The organism is Gilliamella sp. ESL0443, from assembly GCF_019469165.1.
Classification (GTDB): domain Bacteria; phylum Pseudomonadota; class Gammaproteobacteria; order Enterobacterales; family Orbaceae; genus Gilliamella; species Gilliamella apicola_E.
On the sequence record NZ_CP048263.1, the window covers coordinates 2162911 to 2177113 of the forward strand.

The 14203-nt window shown below is 34.3% G+C and carries 14 protein-coding genes; 2 read left to right on the plus strand and 12 right to left on the minus strand.

Features of this window, described 5'->3' with window-relative positions; genetic code table 11:
• The first annotated feature begins 357 nt into the window (after nt 1–357).
• Nucleotides 358–741, plus strand: a complete 384-nt coding sequence (gene grcA / locus GYM76_RS09855; RefSeq protein WP_065563808.1) for an autonomous glycyl radical cofactor GrcA — start codon at nt 358–360, stop codon at nt 739–741.
• Nucleotides 742–930: 189 nt separating this feature from the next.
• Here grcA and dnaJ read toward each other — a convergent pair whose 3' ends face one another.
• Nucleotides 931–2067: a molecular chaperone DnaJ gene (gene dnaJ, locus GYM76_RS09860; protein ID WP_220225355.1), complete on the minus strand. Its 1137-nt coding sequence runs from the start codon at nt 2065–2067 to the stop codon at nt 931–933.
• Nucleotides 2068–2193: 126 nt separating this feature from the next.
• Nucleotides 2194–4107 (minus strand): molecular chaperone DnaK, encoded by a 1914-nt coding sequence (gene dnaK / locus GYM76_RS09865; RefSeq protein WP_220225356.1) that lies wholly within the window; start codon nt 4105–4107, stop codon nt 2194–2196.
• A 228-nt stretch (nt 4108–4335) separates the two neighbouring features.
• Between dnaK and satP the strand changes: the two genes are divergently transcribed.
• The gene (gene satP / locus GYM76_RS09870) at nt 4336–4908 is read left to right on the plus strand and encodes an acetate uptake transporter (protein WP_065733562.1); all 573 of its coding nucleotides are present in this window, start codon (nt 4336–4338) and stop codon (nt 4906–4908) included.
• Nucleotides 4909–4980: 72 nt separating this feature from the next.
• Here the strand turns inward: satP and GYM76_RS09875 are convergent, their stop codons facing one another.
• The 10 genes from GYM76_RS09875 to GYM76_RS09920 all read right to left on the minus strand — a co-directional run bounded on the left by GYM76_RS09875 (nt 4981) and on the right by GYM76_RS09920 (nt 14165).
• Entirely contained in the window at nt 4981–5922 is a 942-nt protein-coding gene (locus GYM76_RS09875) for a hypothetical protein (protein ID WP_220225357.1), read from the minus strand.
• A 126-nt stretch (nt 5923–6048) separates the two neighbouring features.
• A complete protein-coding gene (locus GYM76_RS09880) occupies nt 6049–6492 on the minus strand; it encodes a PTS sugar transporter subunit IIA (protein WP_065733560.1) in 444 nt (147 codons plus the stop codon).
• Nucleotides 6493–6508: 16 nt separating this feature from the next.
• Complete coding sequence (locus GYM76_RS09885) at nt 6509–7006, minus strand: PTS sugar transporter subunit IIB (protein WP_065563814.1); 498 nt, start codon at nt 7004–7006, stop codon at nt 6509–6511.
• 26 nt (nt 7007–7032) lie between these two features.
• Nucleotides 7033–7893, minus strand: a complete 861-nt coding sequence (locus GYM76_RS09890) for a PTS system mannose/fructose/sorbose family transporter subunit IID (protein ID WP_065563815.1) — start codon at nt 7891–7893, stop codon at nt 7033–7035.
• A gap of 38 nt (nt 7894–7931) precedes the next feature.
• Nucleotides 7932–8750 (minus strand): PTS sugar transporter subunit IIC, encoded by an 819-nt coding sequence (locus GYM76_RS09895; RefSeq protein ID WP_081303305.1) that lies wholly within the window; start codon nt 8748–8750, stop codon nt 7932–7934.
• Nucleotides 8751–8798: 48 nt separating this feature from the next.
• Nucleotides 8799–9779: a D-isomer specific 2-hydroxyacid dehydrogenase family protein gene (locus tag GYM76_RS09900; RefSeq protein WP_220225358.1), complete on the minus strand. Its 981-nt coding sequence runs from the start codon at nt 9777–9779 to the stop codon at nt 8799–8801.
• A 313-nt stretch (nt 9780–10092) separates the two neighbouring features.
• The gene (gene asnB, locus GYM76_RS09905) at nt 10093–11766 is read right to left on the minus strand and encodes an asparagine synthase B (RefSeq protein ID WP_065563818.1); all 1674 of its coding nucleotides are present in this window, start codon (nt 11764–11766) and stop codon (nt 10093–10095) included.
• Between the two features lie 158 nt (nt 11767–11924).
• Nucleotides 11925–12269: a YdbL family protein gene (locus tag GYM76_RS09910; protein ID WP_220225359.1), complete on the minus strand. Its 345-nt coding sequence runs from the start codon at nt 12267–12269 to the stop codon at nt 11925–11927.
• A gap of 105 nt (nt 12270–12374) precedes the next feature.
• On the minus strand, nt 12375–12560 hold the full coding sequence (locus GYM76_RS09915; protein WP_065563820.1) for a YnbE family lipoprotein: 186 nt from the start codon (nt 12558–12560) through the stop codon (nt 12375–12377).
• 18 nt (nt 12561–12578) lie between these two features.
• Nucleotides 12579–14165, minus strand: coding sequence for a YdbH domain-containing protein (locus GYM76_RS09920; RefSeq protein ID WP_220225360.1), 1587 nt, complete (start codon nt 14163–14165; stop codon nt 12579–12581).
• Nucleotides 14166–14203 lie beyond the last annotated feature (38 nt).

Consider the following 14203-nt stretch of genomic DNA (forward strand, 5'->3'; position numbering starts at 1 on the left):
TAATAATAAGCCTAATGCTAATCAATGTTGGATGATATTAAATAAACACTCTTAAATATTCAGTTAAACACAAAATTACCATGTATTAACCATATCACATCAAAGTTAATGGTTTGTAACATTCTAAGTTGCTGCCCATTGCAGTACCTAATAAAAAATTTTCAAATAGGCATATCTATATTGATTTTTAACTTCCAGATATAATTGATGTTTTTACTGACCAGTTATTAAAAAGCTAATCAACGGTAAAACTTATCAGATTAATAGTTTTTTTTGATTTTAATCAAATTTTGAAAGTGCTATATTAGTCTCAATAGTTTAGGACAATAACGTCCAGATCCATTAGGAGGATTTAAAATGATTACAGGTATCCAAATTACTAAAGCTGATAATAAAGCACTACTTAACTCATTCTGGTTATTAGATGATTCAACAAAAGAAGCTCGTTGTGTTGCTGCTAAATCAGTTTATAAAGAAGATCAAGTTGTCCCAACTGCTGAACTTGGTCAAATCGAATATCGTGAAATTCCATTAGATGTAGCGCCAACAATTAAAGTTGAAGGTGGTCAACATTTAAATGTGAACGTTCTTCGTCGTGAGACTTTAGAAGACGCTGTTCAACATCCAGAAAAATATCCACAATTAACTATTCGTGTTTCTGGTTATGCTGTTCGTTTTAACTCGTTAACAGCTGAACAACAACGCGATGTTATTGCTCGTACTTTTACAACTAAAATCTAAGTTTCTTATTTGACAATAAGTTTCACCCAGCTTTATGCTGGGTTTTTTTAACTTTTAATTTAGCTTTTATTTCACCCAATTAAATACTGCACCGGGTCAAATTTACATTCAATATTTACAGATACATTTAATCTTATTTGAGTGTCAAAAAAATAGCGAAGCCCTGCTTCGCTATTAAGTGATATTTTTTTATCCAAAAAACTTTTTCACTTTATCAAAAAAGCTTTTTTCTTTTGGGCTGTGTTTTGAGTTTTTGTCCGCTTTGAAACTTTCACCCAATTCTTTTAGTAACTCTTTTTGTTTGCCAGTTAAGTTTACTGGGGTTTCAACCACTACGTGGCAGTATAGATCACCTACTGTGCTGCCGCGTAATGATTTAATTCCTTTTCCACGCAATCTGAACATTTTACCTGTTTGAGTTTCAGCTGGTATGGTTAAGCTGACTTTACCATTTAGTGTTGGTACTTCAACTTCACCACCAAGTGATGCTAGAACAATGTTAATTGGAATTTCACAATGTAAGTTTGTTCCATCACGCTCAAAGATTGCATGTGGTTTTACTTGTACCTGAACGTATAAATCGCCAGCTGGGGCGCCATTAAGTCCCGCTTCACCTTCGCCTGAAAGTCGAATACGGTTTCCGGTATCCACACCAGCAGGGATGGTAACAGATAGTGTTTTCGTTTTCTGAATACGCCCTTCACCATGACATTTTTTACATGGATTTTTAACGATTTTTCCACGGCCGTGACAGGTTGGACACTCTTGCTGTACAGCAAAGAAGCCTTGTCGCATTTGTACAACACCAGCGCCATGACATGTATCACACGTTACGACATCTGATGATTTTTCTGTTCCTTGTCCATGACATACATCACAAGTTACCCATGTTGGTACTTTTATCTCTTTACTTACGCCACTTGCTGCTTCTTCTAGCGTTAATGAGATGTTGTATTGTAAATCATCGCCTCGTGATGCGGTTTGACCACGTCCTCGCCCACCACCGAAGAAATCACTGAAGATATCATCAAATGCAGAACCTCCACCAAAACCACCAAATCCGCCGAAGCCACCGCCTCCAGCACCACCTTGACCTTGTTCAAAAGCAGCATGTCCATACTGATCATAAGCGGCTTTCTTTTGTGGATCGGTTAAGATTTCATAAGCTTCTTTGACTTCTTTGAATTTCGCTTCAGCTTCTGCTTTATTATCCTGATTTTTATCCGGATGATATTTCATGGCTAGGCGTTTGTAGGCTTTTTTTATCTCAGCTTCAGTAGCACTTTTACTTACGCCTAATGTTTCATAATAATCTTTCTTCGCCATAATTAACCTTTAACTTTAATCATTATATAAACAACTAAACGGGCTTGAGTTACCTCGCGCCCGTTTAATGTTTTACATGTTTAAAACTCGTTGAAATAACTCATTAAAAAACATATTAGTTAATGCTTATTTTTTCTCATCATCAACTTCTTTGAAGTCCGCATCAACTACATCATCAGCAGAGTTTGCGCTATTTGCTTGGCTTGCAGATTGCTCAGCTTGAGCCTGTTGTTGAGCTAACTCAAGTAATTTTTTTGAAGCTTCCATTAATGCATTAATTTTAGCTTCGATTTCTGCTTTATCTTCACCGCGTGCAGCATTTTCTAAATCACTCACGGCGCTTTCGATAGCGGTTTTGTCATCAGCTGATAATTGATCGCCAGCTTCAGTCACTTGTTTACGAGTTGAGTGAACAAGATGATCAGCTTGGTTACGAATTTGAGCTAATTCTTCAAATTTACGGTCAGCATCAGCATTTGCTTCTGCATCATTTACCATTTTTTGGATCTCTTCTTCACTTAATCCTGAAGAAGCTTTAATGGTAATGTTTTGTTCACGACCAGTATTTTTATCTTTTGCTGATACATGCAATATACCATCAGCATCGATATCAAATGTTACTTCAATTTGTGGCATACCGCGTGGTGCAGCTTGAATTCCATCAAGGTTAAATTGACCTAATGATTTGTTATCACTTGCACGTTTACGTTCACCTTGTAACACATGAATGGTTACCGCAGATTGATTATCTTCAGCAGTTGAGAACACTTGACTATGTTTAGTTGGAATAGTTGTGTTTTTCTCAATCAAGGTAGTCATTACACCACCCATTGTTTCAATACCTAATGATAATGGTGTTACGTCAAGTAATAATACATCTTTAACATCACCACCTAATACACCACCTTGTACCGCAGCACCTACTGCTACTGCTTCATCAGGGTTAACGTCTTTACGTGGTTCTTTGCCAAAGAAGTCTGCAACGGCTTTTTGTACCATTGGCATACGTGTTTGACCACCAACTAAAATCACATCTTTAATATCAGAAACAGTAAGACCTGCATCTTTTAATGCTGTTTTAACTGGTTCCATTGAGCGTTTAACTAAATCTTCAACTAATGATTCAAGTTTAGCGCGAGTCACTTTGATATTTAAGTGTTTTGGTCCAGTTGCATCAGCAGTGATATATGGTAAGTTAATATCAGTTTGTTGTGCTGATGATAATTCAATTTTCGCTTTTTCAGCCGCTTCTTTTAAACGTTGCATTGCAAGTGGATCATTTTTAAGATCGAATCCTTGTTCACGTTTAAATTCATCAACTAAATAGTTAATTAAACGAGAGTCAAAGTCTTCACCACCTAAATGAGTATCACCATTAGTTGCTAATACTTCGAAGGTTTTTTCACCATCAACGTCATCAATTTCGATAATTGAGATATCAAATGTACCACCACCAAGGTCATAAACTGCAATTGTGCGGTTACCGACATCTTTATCTAAACCATACGCTAATGCTGCTGCTGTTGGTTCGTTGATAATACGTTTAACATCTAAACCAGCAATACGACCCGCATCTTTAGTTGCTTGACGTTGTGCGTCATTAAAATAAGCAGGAACAGTAATAACGGCTTCAGTTACTGGCTCACCAAGATAATCTTCTGCTGTTTTTTTCATTTTCTTCAATACTTCAGCAGAAATTTGTGGTGGAGCAATTTTTTGGCCTTTAACATCAACCCATGCATCGCCATTGTCTGCTTTAACAATTTTATATGGCATGATGCCAACATCACGTTGTACTTCAGCGTCTTCATAACGACGACCGATTAAACGTTTAATCGCAAATAATGTATTTTGTGGATTGGTTACTGCTTGGCGTTTAGCTGGTTGACCAACTAGAATTTCGCCATCTTGTGTGTAAGCAATAATCGATGGGGTTGTGCGATCACCCTCGGCATTTTCTAATACTTTTGCTTGGCCGTTATCCATTACTGCAACACATGAATTTGTTGTACCTAAGTCGATACCAATAATTTTACCCATAATCGTTTCTCCTCAAACCTGTATTTTATTCTTTGTATATAAGTCTTAAATATTTAATTTCAAGTCCTTATTTTGACAAAGATATGTAATTGTTTTCACATAAATGGGAACAATATTTTTAATATCAAGGGGCAAAATAAATTATTTTTTCTTAAATCTTGATTATAGACCTCTCTACACTTATTATTGCCGCCTTTTTTATTATGAGAATTAATTTATAGGATCTTTATGGAACAAACTAAATTAGCAAACCCTGGTCCTCTCGGCTTAATGGGTTTTGGTATGACTACAATTTTATTAAATATTCATAACGCAGGTTTTTTTCCTGTCATGACGGCCATTGTGTCAATGGGTATTTTTTATGGAGGACTGGCACAGGTGATCGCTGGAATTTTAGAATTTCGTAAAGGTAATACTTTTGGTACTACAGCGTTTACTTCATATGGTTTCTTTTGGATCGCTCTTGTTGGTATTTGGTATTTACCGACATCACCAGCAACAGCACCAACTGATGCAACTTTTGTGGGTATCTTCCTAGCATTATGGGGAATTTTTACCGCATTTATGTTTATCGGTACTTTAAAAGGTAATCGAGTATTACAATTTGTTTTTGCAAGTTTAACTGTTTTATTTGCTTTATTAGCAATTGGTAACATTTGTGGTAACCATGACATCATTCATATTGCCGGTTTTGAGGGTATTATTTGCGGTGCCAGTGCTATTTATTTAGCGATGGCTGAAGTGCTTAATGAACAATATGGACGTACAATTTTACCAGTTGGTGCAAAATCTCAGCATTGATAAGAACATCACATCTACTAACAAAATTGGTAGATGTGATTTTTTTGAAAAGGAAAATAAAAAATCTAGCTTTTAATTTTTATTTGAATTTATCAATGACTTACATACATTTAAAAGAGACTGGGTATGTTTATTTATTGTTTCTTCAGATAAATTATTATCTTTTGAGCTAAAAGCGTTATTTATCATAATTTTACCACTGTTATCCATTGTTCCCGATGTCATCATAATGTAATTTGGAAATTGGATATCCATTGTTCCTTGTTTAAAAACAATATTTTCTAAATGAATGTTTGACTCTTCAGGTTTTAAATAAATCAATTCATCACCATTTCCAATGCTATCAATAAATATGAATTTTTTATTTTTCAATTGTTTTGCATAGCTTTCCAGCATCTTTAGGCCATATTGTCCATTATTACCATCATCATATAAAACAAAAGCAATTTTCTTCTTTTCTTTTTTATCTAATTTATTAATTAAATTGATAATTGTAATAATACTTGAAGAGTTACAAACAAAATTCTTTTGATTCGGAATGCCACTTTTGTATTTCAAAATAATAAAAAATAATAAAATAGTCGAAACAATAGACGATACGCCGGGAATACTAAAAAAAACCTGCGACTGAATTTTTGGTATGAACACCCAGTAATTTAATACCAATGAGGTGATGAATAAGAAAATAATTGGCGAAATACTTATAAAATAGCCTAATTTACTAAAGTGAGGCGTGAATGCATATTTTTTATTAAAATTAAAATTCTTAATACCAGTATCATAATAGGTACAAATGATTAATTCAGCTTGATCTAAATTACCAATATAAGCGTTGTAATAATTTTCATACCGTCTTGTTGCTAACTTTAATTTTGCTAATTTAGCATCAACTATATAGCCCAATTGAGTAAGTTCTTTAGATATCACTCTTAAAAAAGTGATTTTTTCTTTAGACGTAAATCTTTTGCCAAAAATGACACAGTATCTTAGTACAAGGTCTTTAAATTTATCCATTTTTAATAATTATTTTAATTTAGAAAAACTGTTAGTGCGATATTAGTCACACTAACAGCGAAACAAATAGATAATATTAAAATAATGATTATCAAATAATATTATCTATAGAAGATGTTAGTTTAATCAATAATCATCTTCATTTTGAGATTGGGAGAAATTAGCCATATTGCTAATCGCTTCTTGGATATTCTCATGTCCAGTTTCAACACACTCTTTTGCCAAATCAAGTAGTGATAATGAATCTCTATTACATACAGCATTAATTACCATTGGCAAGTTCATACCGGTAATGACGCGGACATTCATACCTAATTTTTCCCATTCTGGCAAACATCGCATTGATGCGTTATAAGGCGAGGCACCCAATAAATCAACAAAAATTAAGACACCTTGCCCTGAGTCTAGAGATTTTGAACAATCAAATAAATTATCTTTTAATTGTTCAATATCTTGTCCTGGATTGAGTGATAGTGATTCAAATTTATCTTGTTCTCCAACAATCATTGATACACTATCTTTAATCCCTTCAGCCATTTTGCCATGACTAACTAATAAAACACCTATCATATTTTCGATACCTATATTATTCAAACATCTTAATCGCTTCGTTTAATGTGACTTTTTTCAACGAAGGCGTCGCTTGAAAATAGATATCCATATTAGGGAAGCTGTTTTGTAAATCGATTAGTAAATCAAGTTGTTCTTTATTAATCGATACTTCTTTAATTATTGAAGTTGCTCCAGGTACTAGCGGTAAACCTCCAATGTTAAGATTAGTTATTGGCACACCCGCTTTAATGATTTTATACATAACTTCTATATTTTTTGTTATCAAAATAACATTAAAATCATCATACTGGCGATCATTCCAATATCTTACCGCGCCATCTTCTTTTAATACTCTTATTTTGTGTCCTGTACTTGCCCCAGCACCTAATATAATATTTTTAGTAAATTCATCATTTGCTGAGTAATCATCGGCTACAAATAACGCATTTGCTCCAGCTGCTTTAGAGACATTAGTTGCAACTTGACCATGAATAAGGCGGCTATCTACACGCGCTAACACTACTTTTCCCATAATTTTACCTCTATATTTTTTTAATTTTATAAAATTCCAATGGCTGCTAATACACCAAGTATTATGGTTAATCCAACTAATGCTTGAGTTACTTTTAACCCTTTCTTAGAAAAATAGAAATATAATCCCATCACGACCATAAGAGGCAATACACCCGGTAGGATTTTATCCAACGTATCTTGGATGACAAATTCTTTACCGGATAAATTGAATTTCAAACTTGATGATACTTTTATGTAGTTGGCAGCTAAAATACCCATCATGAATAGACCTAGAATGGATAAGCCCTCAATGACCATTTGCATTTTATTACCAACAACTTCAGTAGCTGCATTTCTACCCAATTTGAATCCTAACTGAGCAAAATAGTACCCAACAAAAAGTTGATAGATAACAAATGCAATGAAAGGAAATAAAGCACCAATTGCTAGGCCTTCTTGAGCCCAAGGAAGCGCAATTGCAATAAAGATATATTGCACTGTTCCAGAGTCGATTGCGTCACCTATTCCGGCTAAAGCCCCCATTAAACCAGCTTTTGTATTATAGAGAACGTCGTTATCAATGCTGATCGGTTTCTTTTGATAAACTTCATCTGCTCTTACAGCTTCTAGTGACGCCATAATTCCTGAAATTGTTCCCCCACCCCAGGTTAATTGAGTGTTAAAGAACAATAAGTGCCTTTGATAAGCGGCAGAAAGCTCACTTTTTGATTTATATAATTTTTTGAGAATTGGCATCAATCCCCACATTAAAGAAGCGGCTAGATAGCGGTCAAATGAGTGTGGGATTTCATTTGCATAATACCAACGTAACCATGCAATAGTGATATCTTTTTTAGTTATTGCTTCTGGTTTGAGATCAATACTTTCTTGTACGATTTCAGTCATTATAAATTCCTCTTTTTAATTTATTAATCAATTAAAGATTAATAATCGTCATCATCTACTTGATTATTTGAATTACTTCTAGGTTGCTCAGCCGCAGAATTAACCGCTTCATTCTTTGCAAGGACAAAGATAAACGCAACAATAGCGCCGACAATTGCGTAGGTAACCATTGTGATATTCAGTGGTTTTGCAATTACGGCCATGAAGTAAGCTAATAAGAAGAAAATGATGTAATTTTTCTTACCGATAACATAAATAGTCAGAGCAATACCTACTGCTGCAAGACCACCACCAATTACATTAAGAATATGGAAAACAAGTCCACCAGCATTAGATTTAATGATATCTGCAATTATTGGCGCACCAAAATAGAGTGCGACAAACATAAATGGTAAAAAGAGTGCGACACTACAAATGATTGGTAAGATAATAATTGATAAAGTTAATCCCGAACTGTTAGCTTCGTCAGCATATCGTTCAGTTAATTTCATAATCATTGTATTGAGGAAAAATCTTAATTGGTATAAATACGATCCTAACAAACCAACAGGTACGGCTACCGCCACCGCTGCTGCTGGTTGCATATCGCCGAGTAATGCGACAGGTACAGCGACAGCTGTTGCAATTGCGGGTTCTGATGGCATTTGTCCGCCAGGAGAAAACACACCCATATAAATTAACTGTATTGCTGCGGTTATTATCATCGCGTTTGAAATATCATTAAAGACTATTCCAACAATTAACCCCGTCATCATCGGTGAGAATCTGAGTGTTAATGTTGCTCCACCCAGCCCCCGAGACATTACCATTGCAACCCATATTGAAATAATGGTTGCTTGAAGAAACGTTACATGCATTTCTTGCATATATAAACTCCTCGATTTTTTTATAATGTTTTAAAAATTTTATGAAACAATTGATTGTAATTCTTGCTTATTGACAAATTTCTCTACATCTTGGACACATTTCTCACCCATACCCTGCAAACACTCAATGGCATAAGCTGATGTATGTGGAGTAACAAGAACTTTTGGATGCTGAACTAGAGGATTGTCGTTATATGAAGGCTCGACATACATTACGTCAGTAGCATGACCCGCAACAATACCCTCATTCAATGCATGTAATAGTGCATTTTCATCAATTAGTTCAGCTCGAGCAGTATTGGTGATGTAAACGCCTTTTTTCATTAAAGAAAATTGGTGATCTTTTAAGATATGATAACTAGTTTCATTTAATGAAGCATTTAGAGAAATGATATCCGCATGTTTTAGTAAATACTCTAAATCAACAATTTCAATATTATGTTGATTAGCCCATTGCTTATTTACGTTTGGATCTACAACAAGTAAGCGCGCATTAAAACCGTGTTTAAAAATTTCTGCCACACGGCTTCCAATATTCCCACAACCAATAACGCCAACAACTTTACCCGTAACATTGATACCCAAAAAAGAGGCTCTTTTTTTCCAATCATTTGATTTCACTGCAGCTTGTGACTGAACTGTTTGCCTAATTAATGCAAGTAAATTAGTCACTGCATTTTCGGCTACAGCATCTCGCTCCACTAGAGGGGGTACAATAGTTACAATTGTTCCATGTTCCCTTGCAGCAACAACATCAACATTATTAAAACCTATTCCATGACGAGAAATTAAAAACAAAGGGTCTTTTTTATTATCAAAAAAATCTTTGTTAAAAAAAGGTCTAACACTAGCAATAAAAATATTAAAACCTTCTAAAGCCTTTGCTAATTCCTTCCCTGGTATGTCATTATCAAAAGTAAAATGCTTTACTTCGCCAATTTTTTCTAATTGTTTTAAATGATCTGGAAAATACTTTCCAAAACTACTTGAGTTAATTATCGCAATTTTATAATTATCCACTCCATACTCCTAATCAATGAATGATAAACGTCACTGCTTTTTATTTAAAATGAACGTTATTCATCCTTTTTCTGACTTAAATGTGACAGGTAACATTGATTATAATTAATATGATTTAAAAAAAAGTGAATTTAGATCACATATTTAACAAATATTATAAAAATCAGCTTTGATAAGGGGATAATTATTTTCTATCAGAAAATATACTAATAATGCTGGAGGGCTTTAAGAATATAGCTTTAGGAATGTAGCATTAGCTAGTTCAAGACATAATAAAAAAGGGCAATCATGCCCTTTATAAAATTTAAGATTGCTATTTTTTATAAGCATCATTATGTACACCAACTGCTGCACGGCCTGACGGATCATTTAGATTTTTAAATGATTCATCCCATTCAATCGCTTTTGCAGTTGAACAAGCAACGGTTGGGCCACCTGGTACACAATGTGCAGCACTTTCAACAGGGAATAATTCGTCAAAAATCTCACGATACATATACGCTTCTTTTGATGTTGGCGTATTGTATGGGAAACGGAATTTTGCATTTTCTAGCTGTTGATCCGTAATTTTGCTTTCAGCAATTTCTTTTAAGGTATCGATCCAACTGTAGCCTACACCGTCAGAGAATTGTTCTTTTTGACGCCATACCACTGATGCTGGTAAGTAAGATTCAAATGCTTCACGAACAATGTGTTTTTCCATTTTACCGTTACTACCACACATTTTATCTTTCGGATTAATACGCATTGCCACATCTAAGAATTTTTTATCCAAGAAAGGTACACGCGCTTCAACGCCCCATGCAGCCATTGCTTTATTAGCACGTGCACAATCGTACATGTGTAACGCGGCTAATTTTCGGACAGTTTCTTCATGAAACTCTTTGGCATTTGGCGCTTTGTGGAAATAGAGGTAACCACCAAATACTTCATCAGCACCTTCACCTGATAGGACCATTTTGATACCCATTGCTTTAATTTTTCTTGCCATTAAATACATTGGGGTTGAGGCACGAATCGTTGTTACATCATACGTTTCGATAAAATAAATAACATCACGGATTGCATCAATACCTTCTTGAATGGTGAAGTTAATTTCGTGGTGAACAGTACCTAGATGATCAGCAACTGCTTGTGCAGCCTTAAGATCTGGGGCACCTTTTAAACCAACCGCGAATGAGTGCAATTGTGGCCACCATGCTTCTGATTTTTCATGATCTTCAACGCGACGAGCAGAAAACTTTTTAGTAATTGCTGAAATAACAGAAGAATCAAGTCCACCAGATAATAAAACGCCATAAGGAACATCTGACATAAGATGACTTTTTACAGACTCTTCTAGTGCAACACGAAGTTCATTGATATCTGTCTTATTATCTTTGACGTTATCATATTCCATCCAATCACGTTTGTAATAGGTTTTAATTTCACCTTCTGTACTTGATAAGTAACTTCCAGGAGGAAAAGCCTCAATCGTTTTACAAACCGGAACCAATGCTTTCATTTCAGACGCAACGTAAAAAGTGCCGTTTTCATCATGTCCCATATACATCGGAATGATACCGATATGATCACGACCAATAAAATAGGTGCCTTTATTAATATCATAAAGAATAAACGCAAACATGCCTTGTAAGTCATCAAGACAGTGTATACCTTTTTCTTGATATAAAGCTAAGATCACTTCACAGTCAGAGCCTGTTTGGAATTCATAACGATCTTTGTACTGATTTCGGAGTTCTTGATGATTATAAATTTCGCCATTAACCGCTAAAACTAATGTTTTATCTTTATTATAAAGCGGTTGAGATCCAGTATTAACATCTACAATTGATAGACGTTCATGAGCTAAAATCGCTTTATCAGAAGCAAAAATACCAGACCAATCAGGGCCACGATGACGTTGCAGGCTTGATAGCTCTAATGCTTTTGTTCGTAGCTGTTCCGGATCTGATTTAATATCAAGAATACCTAAAATCGAACACATTGAATTTCTCCATTTAAAATCGCTATAGCGATACTATTTACTAATAAAATTTATTTTAAATATTATTGCAAGCAAATCACAAAAATAACAGGATACACATTATTGATTAACAATTAAAGTACAATATCGTTATACTTTTCCTATAATAAAGATTGCTTTTATTTTTTTATCCACTGCCCTTGCTGTTTGATGTATTGACCAGCAGGCGTTTTTTCTTGAGCTTTACTTCCTGCTTTGTTTTGAACTTCAACTAGTGGCACGTTACTTTCAGCTGATACTTTTTGGTACTCTTGTTTACGAGCCTGATTAATTAATTGGGCAATTTCGCTTGCATTACCTTCATTTTTTACAACGCCTAAATAACCATCGGTTTGTTCTCCCACTAGACCATTAGCTTTTGCTTGAGGTAGTGAATTAATCGCTTGATCTAAATTTAAAGCAAAAACAGGCAAAGCTAATAGGATTGATAATAATGCTACTGTTGCTTTTTTATAAATATTCATAACAGACTCCTTATTAAATACATCATATAAGATGAATTAAATATGTAAAAACGGTTGAAATTTAAATGTTTTGCTATAAAAGTCGTGTTTATGCACTCATTAATATTAATATAAACCTGATTTATTAATAATATTATCTAGCGCTTTGTCCACTTTGATATTAATTTCGTGATCAATCTTAACGTTCAAATTGATATTAATTGGTTCATTTGGTGCTTGCACTTTAACCGTTGGCGTACAACCCATTAGTACAGCACTACACACTATAATTGTAATAATAGTTTTAATCATAGAATAACCTCTTATCTATCAAGATTTCCTTTTTAAATACGCTTCAATACGTTTGCGAATAGGTTCGTTAATTTGATCGGAAAGTTGTAAACTTATTAATAGTTTTGCAATATTCTCTTCAAGATTTATATTCAAATTCACCGCTTTACCATTTTCAACATCACGGTTATTACCTTGAATATTTAGTCCTAATTTAGCAATTTCATTTTGATAACTCACCATACCCGACAACTTAGTATAATGAAAATTTTTGATTATATCAGTGAGAATTTTCATATTCGGGTTAGCTTGGGCATAATTTTTCAGTGCTGTATTTTCAAACTGTAAATATCCTTCATTAACCGTAACTAACTGGCCGTTTTTTATGACGACTTCATTAAAAGCTGTCCCTTTTTTACTGGACGGTAATAATGTTATTGGCAACGTGCCATCAATTGCCCCATCTCCAGCTAAACCATCAGCAGGATATTTAGCCAAGATATCTTTCAATTGTATCTTTTTTAGCCTTAAATTAAATTGTTGGGGTAATTTAGCTAAATTCAATTGTCCCTGATCAAGAAAAACTGAGCCAGAAAAAATAGCGGCTTGCGCTTTCGTCCATTTCACTAACCCTTTACTCGGAGCATTTAGCGATGCTGAATAACTACCTGCTAATCTAATCTTCTCGAAATTAACACCAATATTAACTTGTTGAATAGTTAATGCGGGCGTTGAAATAGTAAATTGATTGTTATTAAATGAAATATCGATGTTGCCAACTGCGGATTTAAATTCAGTCGCTTTAAATATGCCATCAAATTTATTAATTGTTAATGTTGATTTTGCATTAATTTGTTTCGATTCAAGCGAAATAGGTATTGTTACTTCAAAGGTCAGCTTCCCTACTAATAGTTTAACAATTAAGTCATCTGAAAATTTCGCTTTTTCAATATTAAATAAAGCGTTGTCTGAACTCTTTAAAATAACTTTATCGCTAGTTAAAACCCCTGTAAATGGTAAAGTCAGATTACCTTTTTCTATTCCAAATTGATTCAAGGAAGTCGTCAAGACCCCCTCTTTGATTTCGAAGCAAGAATTTAACTGATCAAACGAAAGGTTAGCAGTTAATGTGTGTTGATTATTACTTGATAGATTAAGTTGTATTGTATTTTGCTCTTTAGTGGCCTGAACCTTCAGGTTAACTAACTCTTTTTTCTGTTGATAAAATGTTAAAGAGTCGACATTGATATTATTTGGAAGCCAATAAATGATAGTCGATACAGTGGAAGAGTTAGGAGAAGATTGATTGAGCTCTTGTGTATCTGTCACCTTTGGCAAGCCTGATTTATCAGTTGAATCGGACCAGTAAATATCAATACTTTTTGCCGTAAAGGTTGACAACGACAGTTTGACATTGCTCGCTTTTAACGATAATTGTGGCTGTTGTGAAATAGTTAGTTCATCAAAAGATAATCCGCCGAGACCGATATCAATACCTTGCCAATCTATAGAAAGATTATGTTCATCCTTGAATGATAACCAATATCGCCAACCATATAAGCTTAATATCACTATTATGAGTAATATAAGAGATGGAATCCAATAACGTTTTTTTAAGCGAGCCATAATAAACTCTCAACAAGTGGATCGCCGAATAGTATCGG